Source organism: Coprococcus sp. AF16-22, assembly GCF_003461545.1.
In the GTDB taxonomy this organism is placed as follows: Bacteria; Bacillota; Clostridia; order Lachnospirales; family Lachnospiraceae; genus Coprococcus; species Coprococcus aceti.
Genome location: NZ_QTXH01000006.1, coordinates 1 through 22,394 on the forward strand (window position 1 = coordinate 1; position 22,394 = coordinate 22,394).

A 22,394-nucleotide genomic window follows, 5' to 3' on the forward strand; every position below is an offset into this window, starting at 1 on the left:
AATTTCAGGGTTGTCATGTTGTTAATTTTTCAAGGTTCTTTGTGTTCTCGCCTCTCAGCGACAACTTCTAAATACTATCACATTCATTTTTTAATGTCAACAACTTTTTTCATCTTTTTTCAAGTTATTTCATCAGCTCTTATAAACTGATTTCGTATCATAACCAGGTGATTATATAACGAATAAATCTCAAAATCTGATACTTTATAGAAGTTTTTGACACCGTCTCACGCGACAGCTTTTATAAGATACCACCATCATTTGGCAAAGTCAAGCACTTTTATTGAATTTTACACGAAATAATTTTGGCCACAATACCAAATGATACTGTGGCCATGCTCACCGCTATTATCGTGCTTTATATGATTGAATATTTTCTTCTATATATACTCCAGTGCCTGCTGTATATTTGCGACACCTACCACCTTCATGTCTCCAAGGTCTTTCATCTTCTTCACATTGTCCAGATTGGATCTCGGTATGATGCAGGTCTTAAATCCCATCTTTGCGGCCTCGCGTACTCTCTGCTCAGCACCTGACACTCCACGCACTTCGCCTGAAAGTCCCATCTCTCCGAACATGACCATATCAGAAGGTATGGCACGGTTCTTGAAGCTTGATACAAGAGCAAATACTATTCCCAGATCTGCCGACGGATCATCAAGGCGCATACCTCCGGCTATATTCACATATGCATCACAGCCCGCCATAACTATGCCGCCTCTCTTCTCAAGAACAGCAAGCAAGAGATTTACCCTGTTGTAGTCGAGTCCCACACTTGTTCTTCTTGGCAGATTGAAGCTTGACTGGCACACCAGAGCCTGGATCTCAAGCAATATCGGTCTTGTTCCTTCCATTGTACATACTACTACAGACCCGGATGTGTCATCAGGTCTTCCATCCAGCATAAGCTGTGACGGATTCTTCACCTCTGCAAGTCCGGTTCCCTTCATCTCAAATACACCGATCTCATTTGTCGAGCCAAATCTGTTCTTTACTGCACGAAGGACTCTAAACCCGGCATTACGCTCGCCCTCGAAATAGAGAACTGTATCTACCATATGTTCAAGGGTTCTTGGGCCTGCCACGGTTCCCTCTTTGGTAACATGTCCTACTATGAATATGGCGATCCCTGTCTGCTTCGCCATCCTCATGAGTCTGGCTGTAACTTCCTTTACCTGGGATACACTTCCCGGTGCAGACTCCACGTCATCCGTAACTATGGTCTGTATGGAATCTATAACAATGACCTTTGGAGTGTCCTTCTTGACATACTCCTCCACATCCTCGAGATTGTTGACACAGAGAAGCAGCATATCCTTTGTAAAATTTCCGATACGCTCTGCCCTCATCTTTATCTGTGAAAGGGACTCCTCACCTGACACATAAAGTATCTTCTGTCCCATCTCTGACATATTCCTGCACATCTGCAGCAATATGGTGGATTTACCTATACCTGGATCTCCTCCCACCAGCACAAGGGATCCGCTCACTATCCCGCCGCCTAATACTCTGTTTAATTCGCCTATTCCTGTGGTAAAACGCGTCTCGTCGGTGGTCTCCACCTCCAAAATGCTTGTAGGCGCCACGACAGCCCTTCTACCGGACTGGCTCTTGGCGCCTACTGTCACTTTCTCCTCGCAAAATGAATTCCACGCTTTACAGCCGGGACACTGTCCCATCCATTTTGTCGATTCGAATCCACATTCCTGGCAAAAAAACACCTGTTTTCCTTTTGCCATAAATATCTCCTGTGTATGCTATATTAGTCAAATGCTCTCTTAACATCAACCTTGACTGGTCTGCCCTCTTCAAGATCTACGCTTATGCTCATCTTGCCACCGAGGTTGGTCTTGTTCTTGCCGACATATACATCGTCTACGTGAACCTTGTACTCTGTCTCAGGCTCAAGCTCAAGTGTGATGGACGCATTCTCTGGTCCCTCAACTACAAATGTAACATCGTTCTCATCAGCCTTGAAACCATGTACTGCTGTTCCCGGTACTGACTCATATACGAACATTCCGTTCTTCTCAAGCTTTGTGATCTCGTTGAAAGTCTTTATCTTGTAGATATCTCCCTGGAACTCAAAACCGTCCTTCTTGGTCTTTGCTCCAAGCTCATAATTACCGAATTCCAATGACTCCCCCTGTGCATTTATCAATTCATTTACTACTGACATTGATCTTATCCTCCTGTTGTTTTTGTATGATCTGAACTCTATCGCAATAATATCCTGATATATATCAATAATCTCTGTATACTATCCGTTAGTGATTTTCATTATACAGTAATGCATCCTTTTTTTCTACAAAATTATGCATTTTCACCAATATTTCATATTAATTTCTACTGCTATTTTTCCGCACTTGGCACTACTGTATATCATGCTCACATCACAAATATCTAATCCGACATCATTCCTCTGTCTTTTGTTTCGCTGTAAGTGATATTTTCTCAGTGGTTTTTCCGTCGGCTTCCTTCTTTTTCTTCGTTGACACTGTGACTGTATCACCTTTTTTGACATCACCTCTAAGCATCGCCTCCGCAAGCACATCCTCCACATATGTCTGAATAGCCCTTTTGAGTGGTCTTGCTCCATACTTCTTGTCATAGCCTTTTCCAAAGATATATTTCTTTGCATGGTCGGTGAACTTAAGCTCAATATCCATCTGTGTCTGGACACGGTTCTTAAGTTCCTTTAACATAAGTCCGGTTATATCCTTTACATTTGCCTCGCTCAGGGCATGGAACACGATTATGTCGTCTATTCTGTTCAGGAACTCCGGCTTGAAGGTTCTCTTGAGCTCATCCATTACATTGCTCTTCATCTTCTCATGTTCCTTTGTCTCATCGCTTACCGTGACAAATCCAAGCTGCTTAGGGTCAACTATACCCTGTGCCCCTGTATTGGAGGTCATGATTATGATGGTGTTCTTGAAATCCACCTTTCTTCCCTGGGAATCCGTTATATGTCCGTCATCAAGTACCTGAAGGAGAATGTTGAACACATCGCTGTGCGCCTTCTCTATCTCGTCAAACAGCACAACAGAATACGGATTGGTCCTGACCTTCTCACTGAGCTGTCCGCCCTCCTCAAAGCCTACATAACCCGGAGGTGAACCTATCATCTTGGACACGCTGTGCTTCTCCATGTACTCCGACATGTCAACTCTTATCAGGGCATCCTCACTTCCAAATACTATATCTGCAAGAGCCTTGGAAAGCTCTGTCTTACCGACACCTGTAGGTCCGAGGAACAGAAATGATCCCATCGGTCTCTTCGGATCCTTAAGTCCGACTCTGCTTCTCTTGATAGCACGTGATACGGCTGTAACAGCCTCCTCCTGGCCAACTACCCTCTTGTGAAGTTCACTCTCAAGGCGTTCAAGCTTCTTTGACTCCTTCTCCGTGAGCTTGCTCACAGGGATCTTGGTCCACACGGACACAACATCCGCAATATCGTTCTCCTGAACTGTGATATTTCTCTGGCTGGAAGACTGCTTTCTTGCATTCTTCTTTGCAAGCTCCTTCTGTCTCGCGCTCACCTCTGCCGCCGCCTCTATATTGCCAGCCATGAGTGCCTTCTCCAGATCGTCGTTGAGCGTTGTAAGCTCAGCCTCCACAGCCTTTTTCTTCTCATAATTATGTCTGTCCGATGAGAATCCGAGCCTCTTTCTGGAGCATGCCTCATCCATAAGATCTATGGCTTTGTCCGGCAGGAATCTGTCTGTTATATATCTGATGGACAGATCCACCGCAGCTTCAACCGCATCATCGCTTATATCGACATTGTGATGCTGCTCATAGCATGGTCTGAGTCCCTTGAGTATCTCCACTGCCTCATCCCTTGTAGGCTCATCCACGTACACCGGCTGGAATCTTCTCTCAAGGGCCGCATCCTTCTCTATATACTTCCGATATTCGTTCAGAGTCGTAGCACCTATCATCTGGATCTCGCCGCGTGACAGGGACGGCTTCAGTATATTGGACGCATCTATTGCGCCCTCAGCGCCTCCCGCCCCTATGAGTGTGTGGAGCTCATCCACAAACAATATGATATTGCCATCCGATATGACCTCTCCGATGACCTTCTTTATCCTGTCCTCAAACTCTCCTCTGTACTTGGAACCGGCAACCATGCTTGAAAGGTCAAGCGAAAGAAGCCTTTTACCCTTTACAGTATCTGGCACTTCATCGTGGGCTATGAGATATGCTATGCCCTCCACAACAGCAGTCTTTCCAACACCCGGCTCTCCGACCATACATGGATTGTTCTTCATTCGTCTGCTGAGTATCTGCATGACTCTCTCTATCTCTTTTGTACGTCCGATGACCGGATCCATATTGCCCATCCGTGCTTCCTCTGTCAGATCTCTGGAATACTGATCCAGTGTAGGTGTGGATGTCTTGCTCTTATTTCTCGACTTTTTCAGTGCTGCATATTCTCTCTTTGCCGTATTCGCATCGCTTCCACAGGCCAGAAGTATGTCTGTGTACACCTTCTGGATATTTACATTCTCTGATGCCATAAGCTTTACAGCTACACAGTCTGTCTCCTTTATAAGTGCCAGAAGGATATGCTCTGTTCCCACCTCCTGGGAATTGAGTCTTCTCGCCTCATACTGTGAGTCATCGAGAATCCTTCTTGCGCTCATCGTATATTTGTCTCTCTCCCCTGTGACTACTCCACCGGGTTCCAATGTATACTTCAACGCATCTATGATCTTAACTATATCCAGACCATTCTCGTTCAGAATACTGTACGCTGTTGTATCTGCTACAGATGCCAGTGCAACGATAAAATGCTCGCTTCCGACAAAATTCTGTCCAAGCTTCCTCGCCACCCTGTTTGCCTCTTTTATAACTATGTCAGATTCTTTGCTGTACGGTAATTTCATTCAGTCCACCTCAAATCTAAATAATCTAGGATTTTATGCGCTTCATTATAGCATATGTCGTCGTGCGTAAGCGCGATGACCTACGCACGCATCAGCGTGCTTCATTATAACATATATATTACAGGAATACAAAAGAGGTTTTGAGACAAATTCTCTCAAAACCTCTTCCGTAAATATATATCTATAGATTACTGCTCGTCTATAGCCTTACCTATATCATGTCTCATGTACTTGTTGTCAAATGTGATCCACTCTGTCGCAGCATATGCATTCGCACGAGCCTCGAAAAGATCCTTGCCCTTTGCTGTAACACCGAGTACACGGCCGCCATTTGTCACGATCTGATCACCGTCAAACTTTGTGCCGGCATGGAATACAAAGTAGTCATCCTTGCCGTCAAACTTCTCAAGTCCATGTATAGGATAGCCCTTCTCATATGATACAGGGTATCCGTCTGATGCAAGAACTACGCACACTGCCGCATTGTCCTCAAACTGAAGATCAACTTTATCAAGTGTTCCGTCGATACATGCCTCCATGACATCGATAATATCATTCTTCATACGAGGAAGAACTACCTGAGCCTCAGGATCGCCAAATCTTGCATTGTACTCGAGAACCTTAACACCATTTGGTGTCATCATGAGTCCGCAGAACAGAACTCCCTTGAACTCTCTGCCCTCTGCCTTCATGGCAGCCATGGTTGGCTTGTAGATGTTCTCCATGCAATACTCGTCTATCTCTTTTGTATAGAAAGGACTTGGGGAGAATGTTCCCATTCCGCCTGTGTTGAGTCCCTGATCTCCATCCTTTGCTCTCTTATGATCCTGTGCTGAAGTCATAGGCTTGATCGTTGTTCCATCACAGAAGCAAAGGACTGATACCTCACGTCCTGTCATGAACTCCTCTATTACCATGGTATTTCCGGCTGAACCAAAGTGCTTGTCAAGCATGATCTCCTTGACGCCTGCCTTTGCCTCCTCAAGGTCATTACATATGAGAACACCCTTGCCGAGTGCAAGCCCGTCAGCCTTTAAAACTATAGGGAATGTGGCTGTCTCAAGGTACTTGAGCGCTGAATCGGCATCTGTAAAGTTCTCATAAGCCGCTGTAGGTATGCCATACTTCTTCATGAGATCCTTGGAGAACGCCTTTGAGCCCTCTATGATCGCTGCATTTGCACGAGGTCCGAATGCTCTGATACCGGCTGCCTCAAATGCATCGACCGCACCTGCAACAAGCGGATCATCCGGTGCAACAACAACCAGATCGACTGCCTTATCCTTTGCAAATGCAACCAGCTTGTCAAAATCCATCACACCTATATCAACGCACTCTGCAAGTGCTGCGATACCTGCGTTGCCAGGTGCACAATATATCTTGGATACTTTATCACTCTTTGAAATACTTGTAACTATAGCATGCTCTCTTCCGCCGCTTCCTACTACCAATACTTTCATGGATATTCCTCCTAATCTTCTACAACTGCAATTCCATCTTCAACATGTACTTTGCCATGGGCGATCTTGTCTATAACCGCAGGCAGAAGCTTCCACTCAGCCTGTTCCATCACACGCTGCTGCAGAGCTTTCGGTGTATCGCCATTCTGTACTGCAACCGCCTTCTGCATGATGATCGGACCTGTGTCAGTGCCCTTGTCGACAAAATGAACCGTAGCACCCACTACCTTGACACCTCTTGCAAGGGCTGCCTCATGAACTTTGAGTCCATAGTAGCCTGTTCCGCAGAATGCAGGTATGAGTGATGGGTGTATGTTGACTATCTTATTCGGATATGCATCTATCACTATCTCAGGTATGACCACGAGATATCCCGCGAGAACTATAAGGTCAGCTCCGGTCTCCTGAAGCTTTGCGAGAAGTGCCTCGTTGAACTTGGCTCTATCCTCGTAATCCTTAGGGCTTACGACCTCCGCTGCTATTCCCACCTTCTTCGCCCTCTCAAGAGCAAATGCATTCTTATTGTTGCTTATGACCGCAACTATCTCCGTATCTGTTATGACTTTATTATCTATGGCATCTATGATGGCCTGAAGATTGGTTCCGCCGCCTGATACCAGAACTGCAACCTTTAGCATAAGTCTACTCCCTTTTCACCAGCTACAACTGTACCGAGAACAAATGCCTTGTCGCCGGCAGCTTCTATAGCTGCAATAGTCTTATCTGCGTCTGCAGGGTCTATAGCAAGACACATACCAACTCCCATGTTGTATGTGTTGTACATCATATGCTCATCTATATCGCCTTTCTTTGCGAGAAGCTTGAATATAGCCGGTACCTCATATGAATCCTTCTTAACCTGAGCACGAACTCCGTCTGGAAGCATTCTTGGGATATTCTCATAGAATCCACCACCTGTGATGTGACTGCATCCCTTGATCGTAATGCCTGCATCCTTCACTGACTTGAGAGCCTTTACATAGATTCTTGTAGGCTCAATAAGTGCCTCACCGAGTGTCTTGCCAAGCTCGTCGTAATATGTATCAAGAGATTCCTTTGTCATCTCGAAAACCTTTCTTACAAGTGAGAAACCGTTGCTGTGCACTCCACTTGAAGCGATACCTATAAGTGTATCTCCAGGCTTAATGCTCTCTCCTGTAATAAGATCCTTCTTCTCAACAACACCTACTGCAAATCCTGCAAGGTCGTACTCATCCTCAGGCATAAGTCCCGGATGTTCTGCTGTCTCACCACCTACGAGGGCAGCTCCTGACTGGTTGCATCCCTCTGCAACGCCGCTTACTATAGTTGCAATCTTCTCAGGATAGTTCTTGCCACATGCTATATAGTCAAGGAAGAAAAGTGGCTCTCCACCAGAGCATGCGATATCATTCACACACATTGCCACTGCGTCGATTCCGATGGTGTCATGCTTATCCATAATATAAGCGAGCTGAACCTTTGTTCCGCATCCATCTGTTCCTGACAGAAGTATAGGCTCTTCCATATCCTTGATCTTAGCGAGACTGAAAGCTCCTGCGAATCCACCAATTCCGCCAAGTACCTCGGGTCTCATGGTTGTCTTGATATGCTTCTTCATAAGCTCCACAGACTTGTATCCAGCTTCAATATCTACTCCGGCATTCTTGTAATCCAATTTCTTATCCTCCTGTTATCTGTTTTGTACAAGGCGCACCGGCACCTTTTCAAATATTCCAATAAATTATAGATTATATCGAATACTTTGTAAAGATTGAGATGATTACAAATTGATAATGTGGTGAACGTGTGGTATAATCACAATATATTGTGATTATAGCTATCCGCAATATATAACAGTCGATTATACTACAGCAAAAGCAGTTACTAAAGGAGCACCCGCATGACCAACAACAGATTGAACATCGGTATTTTTACATGTCATATTGATAACGATTACGCAACAGAGGTTTGCAAAGGAGCTGAATACGCAGCAAAGGAACTTGACTGCAATCTCATCGTATTTCCGGGCATGTTTCTGAATGCCTCCTTTTATGATCCTGCCAATCAACTGTATGATTACCAGTATAATTCGATTTTCTACTATGCACATCCTGAGTGTCTGGACGCACTTATCATCTCCGTCGGAGCTATATCATCTCTGTTATCGGAGAAGGACATGAATTCTTTCCTTTCCCATTTTGATGGAATACCTATCCTCACACTGGAGGAGAAGCTTCCGGGATATCCATGCATCAGAACAGACAATTCAAGAGGAATGAGGGATGCCATAGAACATCTCATAAAAGAACACAAGAGAAAGCATATATGCTTTGTTGCCGGCAAGGATGACAACACCGACAGCAATCTCAGACTCAAGATATACAGAGAGGTTCTCTCTGAGAACGGACTCAGCGTTGAGGACCGCATGATAATACACGGCGACTTCGCAGAATACTGTCAGGAGGAGACTGCACAGCTTCTGGATGTAAACCCGGATGCCGATGCCATCGTATTTGCAAATGATCGCATGGCAATAGGCGGTTATGCAGAACTCAAGTCCAGAGGAATACGCATAGGAGAAACCATGTCAGTCATCGGTTTTGACGATTCACCATCTTCCGTCAACATGGATCCCCCCCTCACCACAGTCAATATCAATTCCTGTGAGCTCGGTTTCCGTGCAGTGTATGCGGCGGTGAGACTTGCCCAGACCGGCAACATGAAATCCGAGGCTTTGGATTCCAGACTTATAAACAGACTGTCCTGCTGCTGTCATCTGTGCACAGAGAATGACCTGATGAAGGATGGCAGACATTTGCTGGATCTGGATATACCAGACATCATCGATATTCTTGATGGCCGTCTCTTCGGTGAGATTGCAGATTCATTCTACGCATCCAAGGTCATGTCCGCATACAACAGGATACTCATTGATATAGTATCCGTGATCAAGAGCGACATTGATACGGAGTATCCACAGAACAAGATCATCGATGAACTCAAATGTATTCTCGAATCTGACCTGACCGATTTTTATTCTGTCCAGAAAACAGCATACATGTTCCGTGAACTGGCTTCCATCTTCTCAAGCTGTAAATTGTCTGCAGCCAAGAGTCTCCAGTTCAACAGACTTAACACGACCATAACCAACACCATATCACTCTTCATCTCGAATCAGCTTTACAACACGATATACGAGAACAAGATGATGGGCTGGTCATCAATATACATAACCCGTGACACCCTGACATACGGCGAGGATCTTGGCAAGACATACACATCCATCCTCCACAAGCTTCAGGGGCTGAATTACGAAGGAGCTTACATCTACACATACGACGATCCTGTGCGCATCACAGACACGGGAAGCTGGATCGTTCCAAAGTCAGTCTTCCTTCAGGCTTTCTTCAACCCGAACAATTGTCAGGTGCTTTTCGGAGAGTCCAGAAGGGTTCCTTCTGTAGAAATTTTTGACAACGAATATACATACTATGACAAGCGTTTTACATCCGTCATAGTTCCTATATTTACAAACGAGGATCAACACGGAGTGTTCATATGCAACACAGATGTGGCTCACTTCAGTTCCATATATTCCACCAGCCTGCAGCTCGGTGCAGCACTGAAATATATGTCGCTGCTCCGTGAGCAGAACATCACGCAGGAACAGCTCAGGATGTCTCTGAACGAGATCCACGAGAAGAACGAGCTTCTGAACCACCTGTCGACATCAGATGAGCTGACGGGTATATATAACAGACGTGGATTTATGGAGCGGGTTGAATACTATATCAACATTCCGTCAAACTGTGGAATGAAGGCCATACTTCTCTTCGCTGATATGGATTCACTGAAAGTTGTAAATGACAAATTTGGACACAAGGACGGTGACTTCGCCCTCAAGAACATCGCGAACATCCTGTCCCAGAGCTTTGGTCCACATGATGTCATCGGTAGAATAGGCGGCGATGAGTTCGTATGCTTTGCATTTATAGACGACTCCGATTACGTCACCGAAGTGCAGCGCAAGATCAAGGATTTCTCAGCCGAGCTGAACGCAACCTGTGGCAAGCCATACTTCATAGAGATGAGCGTTGGTGTTACTGAATTTGTCTGCGATGGAGAACAGACCATCGAGGATCTACTCTCACAGGCAGACACGGCACTTTACTCAAACAAGAGATACAAGAGAATGTCCATACTGAAGTAATCTTCAGTATCAGAACAAAGATATATACATAAAGAGAGACAGATATTTATTTCGACCGAAATAGATATCTGTCTCTTTTTGTCCTATAGGTCTACTTTGCCTGATCCAGCGCTTCATTGAGCTTCTCTGTTCCCGGCAGGACAAATCTGCCCTTCTCGATGATCGGAACTTCAGTTCCATCCGGATGAACGGAATATATTCCTCCTATCTCATCGTAAGGTATTGTTATGTCTGTATGGCAGTTGAAATACGCCTTTGACACATCTGTTTTTCTCAGAATAGAACACTCATTGTCCTTTGCCACGATCTCCTTGCCATCAGGATTGTGGAGCACATTTTCCTCACTCCAGCTATAGCATGTATCTCCCACAGCAAAATGCGGTCCCATCTTCTCAACTATGAGGATAGGCAGTTTATACACTATGTCATATTTGTTTGCCATGACGTATGCTGTCGTATTTGTTCCTATTGCAAACTCTCCTATAGGAAGTGTATCCCTTCCGCCCAGAAGATTCTCCTTTATATACGCCTTGTTCTTCTCCGTATCCGGATAGTTGTCACATGTATAGTCCGCTATTTTTCCATCCTCAAATGTAAGCTTGAGATTCACATATTTCAGGCCGTCTAGGAATACTTCACTTACGTTTAATATTCCGTGGGTTCCGGTGAGCTTCGGTGAAGTGAACACCTCTCCAACAGGTATATTCACATCGGCTACGCAGTTCTCAAAGTTGGTCTCCTTCGATGGATCTGTCATCTCGTGCATCATAACGGTCATATCAGTCACATTTGCTCCCTGACCGACAACCCTCACGTGTTCAGCCTTATCAAGCTCATCTATCATACTCTGATGGATCGCCCTGAACAGATCATTGTCCAGTGTGTTGATCCTGACAGTATCCCTGAATATATCTCTGTATCTATCTCCAATCTCCGGCACAGGGTATGCTATTATAGTGAAGCTGCACTGATCCTGGGCTATATATTCATTTACGATCTGTGAACTCATTGTGCGGTATGAGATCGCAGCCTCCTGCTGTTTCTTGTCGAGCACAGGATTCAGTTCACTGTTCTCCGGCTCAAATGGGTTCTCGCCGAACACCTCGACCACCGCAGGGCCCGCATATACTGAAGCCTCATAGGCCATATTCTTGTATGCCTGTCTGAGCACCTCCAGCTTTCTCTCCATGAGCTTCTTGTCCATGAAGAGTGCCTCATCCATCCTGTGATCGTACTCGAGCTGTCTGTTAGGAACGCTTGACGAATAACCTATCCTGTGTATAAGTCTCCTGTTGATCCTGTTTGCCGCATATCGGTAGCATATCGGCCTCAGACCCATCTGCTCAAACTGCAGTATCGCGGCTCTTATCATCCTCTCCTGTCCAAGGAAATATCGGATATTTACAGTTTTCTTCTTCGAGAGATCTATTCCGGCAGCCTCGAATCCCAGTCTGTAGCCCTTGGTGAATGTTCTTGCCATGGCCTCTATCTCTGAATCCGGCAGGGTACTCATGAAAATCGCCGTGTCGATCTCATTTTTTCCAACATACTCTCCATATCTGTACAGATACGTGACATCGCCCAAATCGCTGTTCATAATGATATCCGTCGCAAATGTGAGATCAGGGTCAAGCTGCTCTCTTATCCTGTACGTAATCCAGAACTCGGCATAATCGTTCTCAAAATAATACACAGCGGATTCCAGATCCTTCACGGAAAAATCATCCTGAAACATGAAATATATCTGGACAAACAGCTCCGCAAACAAAGTTATGTCAACCACTCTGCCCTCAAATGCGTACACTGTCATTCCTCTTATCTCGTTGTACACAAATCCCAGAAGCTGGGCGATGCGCTTTATCTCCTCTTTGTCACGGGTGTAATCCTTTGAAAACTCACCCATGATATATCTGTAATTTGCATAGCTTCTATTGTAGTTGTCTCCCAGTATGTCATTGTACAGCCCATGGTTCATCGCCTGAAGCTGATCAAGGCTCCTGTCTGGCAGTGCGTCATTTTTTACCAGTTCCAGAACATCTCCTATTCTAGCTATAAATCCGGCAACATGACTGAAATAATCTCTGTACGGCTCCTTTACCAGCGATTCATGGATTATCTGTCTCACACGTTCCATGATAAGCTCATAGCGCTCTTCTATATCATCATATTCTTCTGTAAGATTCTTATAATAATTCATCGCATGCCCTTTCTATAATCCCATCAATAAAAATATAACAGACGCTCCAAGAACTATAACATTAAGTATGATCGCCATCTTCTTGTTTGTTATACCTCCGTTGTCCGCCCTGTAGCCTATGGCCGAGAATACCAGGCCTGTAAATGCCATCAGCATCGCGCTGACCATGAGGACTCCGTACACCCTCTGTACCTTTCCCTGGGTAAGTATGGATTTTATGATGGATATGACCACAAACACTCCGCCAAATCCGCCCAGAAAGTATCCAATTATGGTGTCCGTCGGCAGACCCGGTGTCGAAACTTTGAATTCCTTACTTCTTTGCATGATATCTCCTGATAAGTTTTGCTGTAACGTAATATATACAATATCCTATGACTCCACCAAGCGTATTCATGATGATGTCATCGATATCGAACACACCCAGTTTGGTTATGTACTGCACCGTCTCTATGACAAGTGTAAATCCCAGAGAGTACAGCAGAGCCTGTACAAATGTCGTGTTCTTATTTCTCGCCCATCTGAGCAACATACCAAACGGTATAAATGCGATTATATTGCCATAGAGATTCAGAAATACACTCATTGGCGACATCTGATCACCGTATGTAATAAATCGCTGTATTTCCTGCAGAGGGTGAAGATTGTATCTGCGTTCATCATATCCCCCTCTGCCAAACATATCGCTGAAAATAAGAAAGTAAACGATACAGATTATATAAAGCACAAACAACACAGAGCACACAGCCCTGAGTTTTTTTCTATCTATCTGCTTCAAAATATTACTCCTGTCAGGACAGGTCTGCAACTTTACGCATCTCCATTATTCTGTCAAGAAGCATGTCTGCACACTCTTCCTTTGACATCATCGGAAGTTCACTGATACTGTCCCTTGTAATGAGAGTGAGAACATTGGTATCAACACCAAATCCCGCCCCTGCGACCTTTAAATTATTTGCCGCAATAAGATCTATATGCTTTGAATCTATCTTCTTCCTTGAATTCTCTATGAGATCCCTCGTCTCCATGGAGAATCCGCAGATGATCTGATCCTGTATCCCCTTTTCAATTCTCTGATTTCCAAGTGCAAGCAGAATATCCTTCGTTCTCGAAAGCTTGATGCTCATGTCTCCATCAGCCTTCTTGATCTTGTGTTCTGCCACCTCTGCAGGCCTGTAATCAGCCACCGCAGCAGCCTTGATGATCACGTCCTGCTCTGTACTTCTGTCCATGACAGCCTCGTACATATCCTGAGCCGATGTTATGTCAACCACATTGACAAATCTCGGCGGTTCTATCTCCACCTTGCCTGTGACCAGGGTGACGTCCGCCCCTCTGAGCATGGCCTGTCTGGCAATGGCATATCCCATCTTGCCTGTGGAGTGATTCGTTATATATCTGACCGGGTCTATGGCCTCACGGGTAGGGCCTGCCGTAACCAGAAGTCTCACCCCGGCCATATCCTTTTCTTTCGCTATGGCCTTAAGGATATAATCCTGAAGAACCTCCGCATCAGGGAGCTTGCCCTTGCCTGTGTCTCCACATGCAAGGTATCCAGTTGCGGATTCCACTATCTCATATCCATATGACTCAAGCTTCTTTATATTGTCCTGTACTATAGGATTCTCTATCATTCCGGTATTCATGGCCGGTGCTATGATCTTAGGACATTTTGCCGGCATGATCGTTGTGCTGAGCATATCGTCTGCTATTCCCCCCGCTATCTTGCCGATTATATTGGCCGACGCAGGTGCCACCATGAACACATCCGCCCTCTTTGCCAGTGCTACGTGCTCCACGTTGAACTGGAAATTCCTGTCAAATGTATCGACCAGGCATTTGTTGCCTGTGAGCGTCTCAAATGTGATCGGATTGATAAAGTTTGTTGCGTTCTCCGTCATGATGACATGCACATCCGCATGCTTTTTCACCAGCATACTTGCCAGATTGGCTATCTTATATGCCGCAATGCTTCCTGTGACTCCGAGAACTACTGTCTTTCCTTTTAACATACTGTGTATTTTATCCTTTCTTCAAAGGCTGTATTCTATAACTCAGCTATAAAGTTGTCAATCAGTCTCGCCTTGCCGAACTTGACTGCCATTGCACAGAGTACATGTCCTTCTGCCTTCTCTATGGACTGCATGGTATCCATATTGACCATCTCTACATAGTCGATAGTTGCAAGCGGTTCAGCAGAGATGAGCTTCTTCATCTCACCAACGATCTTCGCTGCGTCTCTCTCTCCGTCAGCTATCATGTCCTGACCAAGCTTTACGGCCTTGCTGAGAACTACTGCAGCCTTTCTCTCCTCTGGTGTGAGGTAGATGTTTCTTGAGCTCTTTGCCAGTCCGTCCGCCTCTCTTATGATCGGACAGCCGACTATCTCTATATCAAAGTTCAGATCCTTGACCATTCTCATGATGATGGCAAGCTGCTGGGCATCCTTCTGTCCAAAGTATGCTCTGTCAGGTGTAACTATATTGAAGAGCTTTCCTACAACTGTACATACACCCTTGAAATGTATTGGACGTGTAAGTCCGCAGAGTGCATTTGGAAGTCCTGTCATGTTGATGAATGACACGAAGCCGTCTGCGTACATCTCCTCAGGCTCCGGATTGAATATGATGTCTGCACCTGTGCTCTCACAGAGCTTTGCATCAGCCTCAAGATCTCTTGGATAGCTCTCAAGATCCTCGTTTGGTCCAAACTGTATAGGATTTACAAATACGCTTACAACTGTTCTGTCGTTCTGCTCCACTGACTTCTTGATAAGACTCTGATGTCCCTCGTGAAGATAACCCATTGTAGGAACAAGACCAACTGTAAGTCCCTGCTTCTTCCACTCTTTAACCTGCGCTCTTACCTCATCTATCTTCTTTAAAATTACCATGATCGTTTTCTCCTTTAGTATAACTTCTCTATTACTTCATCGTCTATCTTGTATGTGTGCTCAGGGCCCGGGAATGTTCCGGCATTTATCTCATCGATATAAGCCTTAACCGCACCTCTCATAACATCGCCCACATTTGCAAACTGCTTTACGAACTTTGGAACAAAGTCTGAATACATGCCAAACATATCCTGATTTACAAGCACCTGTCCATCGCAGTAACGGCCTGCGCCTATTCCTATGGTAGGGATGCTTACTGTCTCTGTGACTATCTTCGCAAGCTTCTCCGGTACGCACTCCATTACGAGCATGAATGCGCCTGCCTCCTCAACAGCCTTTGCATCCTCTATGAGCTTCTTGGCTGCAGCCTCTGTCTTGCCCTGCACCTTGAATCCGCCAAATGCGTTGATAGACTGTGGTGTGAGTCCAAGATGTGCACATACAGGTATGCTCGCCTTGACTATGGCGCTTATCTGCGGACACATGTCCTGACCGCCCTCAAGCTTCACCGCTCCGGCACGTCCTTCCTTCATGATCCTTCCGGCATTGACAACCGCGTCATACACGCTTGTCTGATAGGACATAAATGGCATATCTGTGATAACAAGAGCATTCTTTGCGCCCCTTGCCACCGCTGCACTGTGATGTATCATATCATCAACAGTTACAGAGATCGTGTCCTCATATCCGAGGATAGTGTTGCCCAGGGAATCTCCAACAAGAATAGTGTTGACTCCTGACTCATCCACGATCTTCGCCATGGTGTAATCATACGCTGTGATCATGGATATCTTCTTGTCCGTTCCCTTCATCTGCCTGAGTGTTGCCGTCGTGTTCTTCATAATTAAATTCTCCTATTCCGTTCAGTAGACGTATCAAACCGCTATAATCTCTGTCCGGGTGCTTTCTCTCTGCCACCGGCACAAGGCATCTGGACACCGCAGCATATGCGCTCCGTTCATCTCCGCTCAATGCATTCAGATGCTTTCTCACAGTTTCTGTATCGCATCTCTCAACAGGCCCTGTCAGGCTGTCAACCGTTCCCCTGTCAGCCGCAGCTTTCGCATTGCCGAGGAACAAAGGCACTATAGCCCTCTGTGCCTCCTCCGCCGAGAAGCCGCACTGTGTCAGAAGCTCCTGTGAAACCGCCAGCAGCCCTGTTACCAGATTGCTTGCAAACACCGCAGCGCCGTGATACTTCACCTTGTCGGTACCATCAATGCGCACACAGCTATTGCCGAGGGCTCTTATGACAGAACATACCTTATCGACATGTCTGTCATCTCCCTCAACTGTAAAAAATGAATTGTCCAGTTCTTTATAGGATTCGTACTTTGAACTTATTGCATACATAGGATGAATCGAATAACCAAAGGCTCCCGCCTCTGTTATACCTGAGAAAATATCTGATGTCATCGCCCCACTGGCGTGACAAATGATCCTGCCACGAATGTCAAGATCCTTTATACTCTTCCACACCTCTCCTATCTGTCCGTCAGGAACGGTGAGAAAAATAATTTCACTATACTCACACAGCTGCTCCAGGCTGTCGTACACACAGGTCTCGGTAAACTCTGCTGCAAGCTCCGCACTCTGTCTGCTGGCGCTAAAATATCCACCAACCTCCAGGCACAATGCTCCATCCGTTTTCTCTCTGACAAGCTCTCTCTTCTCTGCGATATACCTGCCAAATGTGAATCCGACTTTTCCAGCTCCAATAAATCCAATCCTCATACAATCACCTGCTTAAATCTGTTGTCAGTATCCGTGTATGCGCTTCCTGTGGAAGCATGATTCAGGTACAGCTTCTTTCGAATACCATCCATCCAACATACTAACATTCCACTTTTTAATTGTAAAGTTAGTACTTAAACTTTTCTATTACTTCTTCGTTAGCTTTCATGGCAGCCTTTTCCATGTCTCTACGCTCATCCTGAAGCTTTAATCTGACTGCCTCGTTGTTGACACCGATTATCTGAAGGGCAAGATATGCAGCATTCTTGCTTCCGTTTATCGCAACTGTTGCAACAGGGATTCCTGAAGGCATCTGAACGATAGAAAGAAGTGCATCCATTCCATCAAGAGTTGCGCCTGAGAGAGGTACTCCAATAACAGGGAGAACTGTCTGTGATGCCACAACTCCAGGGAGTGCTGCCGCCATTCCTGCAGCTGCGATTATGACCTCTGTTCCGTTATTGTTAGCTTCCTCGATGAATTCTGAAAGTCCTGCGTGTGCTCTGTGTGCTGAAAGGCATCTCACATCGACCTCCACACCGTAATTCTTAAGAATTGATACTGCCGGCTCAACCTTTGGCAGATCACTTGTTGATCCCATGATAATTGCTACTCTCATTTTTCATTTCCTCTTTTCTTGTTTATTTATATTGCAGCGCAGGCTTATTTTGCCTGCGCACTTTATATAATGTTAGATACTGTTGAGATACTGGTCTATCATCTCACTGGAGGTCTGGTAATCTCCTGTTCCCACATACTCCTTAAGTGCAGTGAAGAACTCTGTGTCTATATCTCCGTAGGAGTACCTGTCAATATCACGTATAAGGTCCTCCACAGGTCCGCGGTCCCCCGCTCTCAAGAATGCCCTGAGCTCCTTGAGCTTGCTCTTGTTTATTCCATCCCGGACTTCCTTCTCAGCAGGCTCCTCCACATGATTTATCTTTGACATGTACTTGTCTATCTGCTTGAAGAAGTCGTTCATCATAGCTATAAAATCGCGGGTATTATCGCGGGCATACTGCTGGTTTCCGATATTTATCGCAGACTCCAGGTTGGCCGCCTTGCGCTCGATTCCGTAAGCCCCGATATTTGCACTGCTGCTCTTGATGTCATGGATTATATTTTTGTACTTTCTCACATCGTCGTCTATATATTTTCTGAGCTGCTGTACCTCTTCCCGGTACTCATCCCTGTAATTTCTGACAAATGTGTTAAAGGTTCTGAAGCTTCCACCCATGGCTTTGACGGAATCTTCCACGGACACAAATCTTCCAAGCAGGACTGCATCCTCCATATAGTTGATGTCATCATCGGACTGGGAAAGCTCTGTGTCTCTCTCCTTTATCTTGTCCTCCGATATATAAGTCCTCAGCATGGATTCTGCCTGATCGAGCTCTATCGGCTTAACTATGACATCGTTGAAGCCCGATGTGAGTATCTCCTCTCTGGATGTCTCGACCGTGTTGGCGGACAGCGCAATGATAGGCATCTTCTTGTACTCCTCACCGTCAAGATTTCTCATCTCCCTGACGGTATCCAGTCCATCCATGACAGGCATAACGGTGTCGATAAATACCATATCGTAATTCTCCACCATGACCTTATCAAGTGCATCAAATCCCGATGTGGCTGTATCGCACGCCAGACCATATGTATCAAATATGGTCTTCTCCACCTGTAATGCAAGCTCTGAGTCGTCCACTATAAGTATGCGGGCATCTGGCAGCCACAGATGTGAATTGGCATTTCTTCTCGCCATCTCCTTGCGCTTTCTCTCATTGTAGTTGACATAACTATAATCAAACACTGACTGCTTGATGCTGAAGCGTATGGTCGTTCCTGCGCCATATATGCTCTCTGCGCTGATGCTTCCATCCAGCATACGCACAAGCTCCTTGGCTATGGCAAGGCCAAGACTGACTCTGAACATTCCTATATCTGATCTCTCATAGGAATCATCCAGCTCAAACAATGTTCCAAGTCTCTCTTCCTTAACTCCAAGTCCTGTATCCGATATCTTGAAGTCCAGATATATCTCATCGTGATCCCTGTCAAATATTCGGGATATCTCAGTCTCCGGTTCCTCTATGAGCTCCGAGAATTCACTGACTGTGTAATCCTCGGCCTCCGCCTCATCTACATCCTCGTCAGCTCTTCTGGCTATACGCCAGTCAATGTCTATGCTTATATAGCCCTCTTTTGTAGTATTTGCGGACCATGCAAATATGTTCTCAAGAATCTCTCTCACCGCCGTCATATCTCCTATGAGTCCGTTCGGTATCTTGTCCTCAATGCTGACCTTGAGATCGATGAGATCACTGTTCACCATGGACTTGAATTCGTCGGAGAGCTCATCTATGAGATCCGAGGCAAAATACTGCTTGTACTCCGGCTCTATGATGTCGTCCTTGAGGTTTGAAAGCTTCGATATTCCATCGGACATATCGAGTATCTCTCTTCCCGCAGCATACATGGCACCGTACTGTGCATACTCATCACTCTGGGTATCCTGACAGTTTCTCATGGCAAGCTCTGAGATGGCGATTATGTTATTGAGTGGAGTTCTTATCTCATGATTAAGATAGTTTACATAATCATTCTTTGCCTGATTGGACTTCTCCGCCTCCTCACTCTTCTTGCTGAGCTCTTCCACCTGCTCGTTCTGTCTTCTGAGAAGCTTGAAGATACTTCTCGCAACAGCTATTCCCACTAAGATAAGAAGAACTATAAATATCACAAGGAGCATCTTTGCCAGATTCGTCTCGAAAAAACCAAGTTCCTTGTCTATGACAAATGTAAGCGGCTGTTCACACTCCACGCCGTCCGCATTTTTTGCAGTTAACATAAAACGGTAAGTACCTCCCTCAAGATTGGTGTACTCGACCTCCATCTTGTCAGTTCCCGTGAGCGTTCTCTTCTCGCTCTCAAAGCCCTCAAGGTAATACTCCACTGATATGTCAGCACGGTTTACATAACTAAGGACTGAGAACTTGATAGTTATTCTGTTGGTGTTCTTCGGCACATCTATCTGTCCGTCCAGATCTGAGAACTGATGCTCAGTTCCATCCACCTCTATGGAGGCAATACGAACCCTAGGAGCTACCTCGTTCACATACTCTGAATTGAGATTTATCCTGCACAGCCCTTCATCGCAGCACACATACACAACGCCTGTCTTTGACACATAGTTGGTTGATTTCTCTGTTATGTTGGATATTATTCCGTCGTTCTTCGTAAAGCTTATATATTCAGGTGAGGCATTGCTCAGTATATCCTTCTCATAATATCTGTATAAACCTCTGGAACCAAACATCCACAGGTATCCCTGATCGTCCATTATGAGATCGTATATACCGTTGGTGTTATCCACGGTGGTGACCTGTCTGACGGTTCCCTCCTGATAATACAGACCATTGTCCGTTCCTATCCACAAACCGCTGCTTCCGCGGACCATACTTGACACAACGCTCATCTTCTGGGTATCATCCAGCTTCATCTTGCCGACAGTATAATCCGTGTCAACTATAAACACGCCAGCGCCGTTGGAACCGGCATACAGCTCGCCGGTCTCGTCTGCGTACAGGCTGATTATGTCAGGGTTATCAAGTCCATCCAGTCTCGATATGCTCTTTACGACATCATCGCCCTCTATCACAGATATACCGTTCTCTGTTCCAACCGCCACCGTTCCCGGCTTTATCTCAGTTATACAGTTCACGGCATTGCTTATGAGTGATGACTCTCCACGGCTGTAGCTCTTGTACTGCCAGTTTCGGCTCACCTTTATTACACCATATATCTTATATGTAGCTATCCACAGATGATCGTCCGAATCCACATACAGATCTCGTATACTTATACCGCTGAGCTTTGATACGAGCTCATTGTCCGCACTCATCACAAGCTTGCCATTTGAATCTACGATATACAGACCTTCATCAGTTCCTATAAACGTGTTGCCATTGTAGCTCGTCACACAGTTCACGATGGAGCTGTCTATGCCGTACTTCATGGTGACATTCTGGAACTTGCTCCTCTCCAACTGAAGAATACCTTTTCTGTATGACGTAAACCAGTAATTGCCCTCAAAGTCTATGATCATATCGCTCATCGACTCGTTAAAGCTCAGTCCCCCGATGGCTGTCACATTACCCTTTGATGAGATATATCCAACACCGTCATCGGCAAGCGCCCAGATGTTGTCGCCATCCGAATATATCTTGTTGATTCCGTGAAGGTTGCCCGTGTTGATGATCTCATTCTTGCCGTCTGTTCCTATCTTAAGGATGCTGTATCCGGCGGATCCATAATATCTGTTGCCATTCTCGTCAACATACAGTGAGTTTATATCGTCGACCCTGTACTCTGACTTGTTGGTTATGGAGACATGTCTTTCAGGATCAACGGTTATCAAAATATCATTATTGGCTATTGCATACACATAGTCCCCATGTCCTGATATATTTCCCACGCTGAGTCCTGACACGACATCATCAGCCAGAGCTTCCGCACCGTCAGATGACAGACGAAATATTCCCGACGAGGCCGCTATCCACAGATTCTTGTTATCGTCCTCGTACATGGCGTTGATGGTCGACACACCCAGATTGTACATCTCGGAAACTCTCTGAAAGGTTCCGTTATCATACATGTAGAGTCCATAGTTGTCCGTTCCAACATACAGCTTCTCATCACTTGTGAGATAAATGCAGTTGATCGAATATTTCGTGGCATCCTCGTCACCGTCCAGTGAGAACAGTGTAAATTCACTTCCGTCATACCTGTAAAGTCCGTTGTCCGTACCTATCCATATGTATCCACTCACAGACTGGCACACACAATTTGCCTCTCCACTGTCAAACCCATCGGTATCGGAGAATGTCCTCTGGTTATAATTTGATGTAAAATCCTCATCTGCAAACACACTAAGCCGTGGCCACATCACTGTCGCCACGGCAAGTATTATCACGTATATGATAAGTTTCTTTTGATGATCTCTCATTTTTTCCTCCGAAGA

Annotated in this window: 16 protein-coding genes; 1 reads left to right on the plus strand and 15 read right to left on the minus strand. The window is 45.4% G+C overall.

The features are described 5' to 3' along the window. Positions 1–380 precede the first annotated feature (380 nt). The 6 genes from radA to purM all read right to left on the minus strand — a co-directional run bounded on the left by radA (position 381) and on the right by purM (position 8,018). Positions 381–1,742, minus strand: a complete 1,362-nt coding sequence (gene radA / locus DWW60_RS07945) for a DNA repair protein RadA (RefSeq protein ID WP_022216879.1) — start codon at positions 1,740–1,742, stop codon at positions 381–383. A 23-nt stretch (positions 1,743–1,765) separates the two neighbouring features. Then, positions 1,766–2,182, minus strand: a complete 417-nt coding sequence (locus tag DWW60_RS07950; protein WP_022216880.1) for a hypothetical protein — start codon at positions 2,180–2,182, stop codon at positions 1,766–1,768. A gap of 235 nt (positions 2,183–2,417) precedes the next feature. Next, the gene (locus DWW60_RS07955) at positions 2,418–4,901 is read right to left on the minus strand and encodes an ATP-dependent Clp protease ATP-binding subunit (RefSeq protein WP_117874927.1); all 2,484 of its coding nucleotides are present in this window, start codon (positions 4,899–4,901) and stop codon (positions 2,418–2,420) included. Between the two features lie 188 nt (positions 4,902–5,089). Continuing rightward, on the minus strand, positions 5,090–6,361 hold the full coding sequence (gene purD, locus DWW60_RS07960; RefSeq protein WP_022216882.1) for a phosphoribosylamine--glycine ligase: 1,272 nt from the start codon (positions 6,359–6,361) through the stop codon (positions 5,090–5,092). Positions 6,362–6,372: 11 nt separating this feature from the next. Then, positions 6,373–6,999: a phosphoribosylglycinamide formyltransferase gene (gene purN / locus DWW60_RS07965; protein ID WP_117874929.1), complete on the minus strand. Its 627-nt coding sequence runs from the start codon at positions 6,997–6,999 to the stop codon at positions 6,373–6,375. Next, a complete protein-coding gene (purM, locus tag DWW60_RS07970) occupies positions 6,993–8,018 on the minus strand; it encodes a phosphoribosylformylglycinamidine cyclo-ligase (protein WP_022216884.1) in 1,026 nt (341 codons plus the stop codon). Before purM ends, purN begins: the two co-directional genes overlap by 7 nt. A 225-nt stretch (positions 8,019–8,243) precedes the next feature. On the opposite strand from purM, the gene DWW60_RS07975 reads away from it, so the two are divergent. Next, positions 8,244–10,553, plus strand: coding sequence for a diguanylate cyclase (locus DWW60_RS07975; protein ID WP_117874931.1), 2,310 nt, complete (start codon positions 8,244–8,246; stop codon positions 10,551–10,553). Between the two features lie 91 nt (positions 10,554–10,644). Here the strand turns inward: DWW60_RS07975 and DWW60_RS07980 are convergent, their stop codons facing one another. From DWW60_RS07980 to DWW60_RS08020, 9 genes are all read right to left on the minus strand, one after another. After that, a complete protein-coding gene (locus DWW60_RS07980) occupies positions 10,645–12,750 on the minus strand; it encodes an aminopeptidase (RefSeq protein WP_117874933.1) in 2,106 nt (701 codons plus the stop codon). Positions 12,751–12,762: 12 nt separating this feature from the next. Further along, positions 12,763–13,077: a hypothetical protein gene (locus DWW60_RS07985; protein WP_015535076.1), complete on the minus strand. Its 315-nt coding sequence runs from the start codon at positions 13,075–13,077 to the stop codon at positions 12,763–12,765. Beyond that, the gene (locus DWW60_RS07990; RefSeq protein WP_055223402.1) at positions 13,064–13,528 is read right to left on the minus strand and encodes a VanZ family protein; all 465 of its coding nucleotides are present in this window, start codon (positions 13,526–13,528) and stop codon (positions 13,064–13,066) included. Before DWW60_RS07990 ends, DWW60_RS07985 begins: the two co-directional genes overlap by 14 nt. Before the next feature lie 13 nt (positions 13,529–13,541). Further along, the gene (gene coaBC / locus DWW60_RS07995) at positions 13,542–14,762 is read right to left on the minus strand and encodes a bifunctional phosphopantothenoylcysteine decarboxylase/phosphopantothenate--cysteine ligase CoaBC (protein WP_055223400.1); all 1,221 of its coding nucleotides are present in this window, start codon (positions 14,760–14,762) and stop codon (positions 13,542–13,544) included. A 35-nt stretch (positions 14,763–14,797) separates the two neighbouring features. Further along, the gene (panC, locus tag DWW60_RS08000; RefSeq protein WP_015535078.1) at positions 14,798–15,643 is read right to left on the minus strand and encodes a pantoate--beta-alanine ligase; all 846 of its coding nucleotides are present in this window, start codon (positions 15,641–15,643) and stop codon (positions 14,798–14,800) included. A 14-nt stretch (positions 15,644–15,657) separates the two neighbouring features. Next, on the minus strand, positions 15,658–16,485 hold the full coding sequence (gene panB, locus DWW60_RS08005; protein WP_015535079.1) for a 3-methyl-2-oxobutanoate hydroxymethyltransferase: 828 nt from the start codon (positions 16,483–16,485) through the stop codon (positions 15,658–15,660). Next, on the minus strand, positions 16,412–17,377 hold the full coding sequence (locus DWW60_RS08010) for a Rossmann-like and DUF2520 domain-containing protein (RefSeq protein WP_117874935.1): 966 nt from the start codon (positions 17,375–17,377) through the stop codon (positions 16,412–16,414). Before DWW60_RS08010 ends, panB begins: the two co-directional genes overlap by 74 nt. A 127-nt stretch (positions 17,378–17,504) precedes the next feature. Further along, positions 17,505–17,996 (minus strand): 5-(carboxyamino)imidazole ribonucleotide mutase, encoded by a 492-nt coding sequence (purE, locus tag DWW60_RS08015; protein ID WP_015535082.1) that lies wholly within the window; start codon positions 17,994–17,996, stop codon positions 17,505–17,507. 72 nt (positions 17,997–18,068) lie between these two features. Continuing rightward, complete coding sequence (locus DWW60_RS08020) at positions 18,069–22,379, minus strand: hybrid sensor histidine kinase/response regulator (protein WP_117874937.1); 4,311 nt, start codon at positions 22,377–22,379, stop codon at positions 18,069–18,071. Positions 22,380–22,394 lie beyond the last annotated feature (15 nt).

Excerpts from the sequence above, each read along its gene's own strand:
- radA (WP_022216879.1), bottom strand. The coding sequence starts at position 1,742 with ATGGCAAAAGGAAAACAGGTGTTTTTTTGCCAGGAATGTGGATTCGAA.
- DWW60_RS07950 (WP_022216880.1), bottom strand. The coding sequence starts at position 2,182 with ATGTCAGTAGTAAATGAATTGATAAATGCACAGGGGGAGTCATTGGAA.
- DWW60_RS07955 (WP_117874927.1), bottom strand. The coding sequence starts at position 4,901 with ATGAAATTACCGTACAGCAAAGAATCTGACATAGTTATAAAAGAGGCA.
- purD (WP_022216882.1), bottom strand. The coding sequence starts at position 6,361 with ATGAAAGTATTGGTAGTAGGAAGCGGCGGAAGAGAGCATGCTATAGTT.
- purN (WP_117874929.1), bottom strand. The coding sequence starts at position 6,999 with ATGCTAAAGGTTGCAGTTCTGGTATCAGGCGGCGGAACCAATCTTCAG.
- DWW60_RS07975 (WP_117874931.1), top strand. The coding sequence starts at position 8,244 with ATGACCAACAACAGATTGAACATCGGTATTTTTACATGTCATATTGAT.
- DWW60_RS07980 (WP_117874933.1), bottom strand. The coding sequence starts at position 12,750 with ATGAATTATTATAAGAATCTTACAGAAGAATATGATGATATAGAAGAG.
- DWW60_RS07985 (WP_015535076.1), bottom strand. The coding sequence starts at position 13,077 with ATGCAAAGAAGTAAGGAATTCAAAGTTTCGACACCGGGTCTGCCGACG.
- coaBC (WP_055223400.1), bottom strand. The coding sequence starts at position 14,762 with ATGTTAAAAGGAAAGACAGTAGTTCTCGGAGTCACAGGAAGCATTGCG.
- panC (WP_015535078.1), bottom strand. The coding sequence starts at position 15,643 with ATGGTAATTTTAAAGAAGATAGATGAGGTAAGAGCGCAGGTTAAAGAG.
- panB (WP_015535079.1), bottom strand. The coding sequence starts at position 16,485 with ATGAAGAACACGACGGCAACACTCAGGCAGATGAAGGGAACGGACAAG.
- DWW60_RS08010 (WP_117874935.1), bottom strand. The coding sequence starts at position 17,377 with ATGAGGATTGGATTTATTGGAGCTGGAAAAGTCGGATTCACATTTGGC.
- purE (WP_015535082.1), bottom strand. The coding sequence starts at position 17,996 with ATGAGAGTAGCAATTATCATGGGATCAACAAGTGATCTGCCAAAGGTT.
- DWW60_RS08020 (WP_117874937.1), bottom strand. The coding sequence starts at position 22,379 with ATGAGAGATCATCAAAAGAAACTTATCATATACGTGATAATACTTGCC.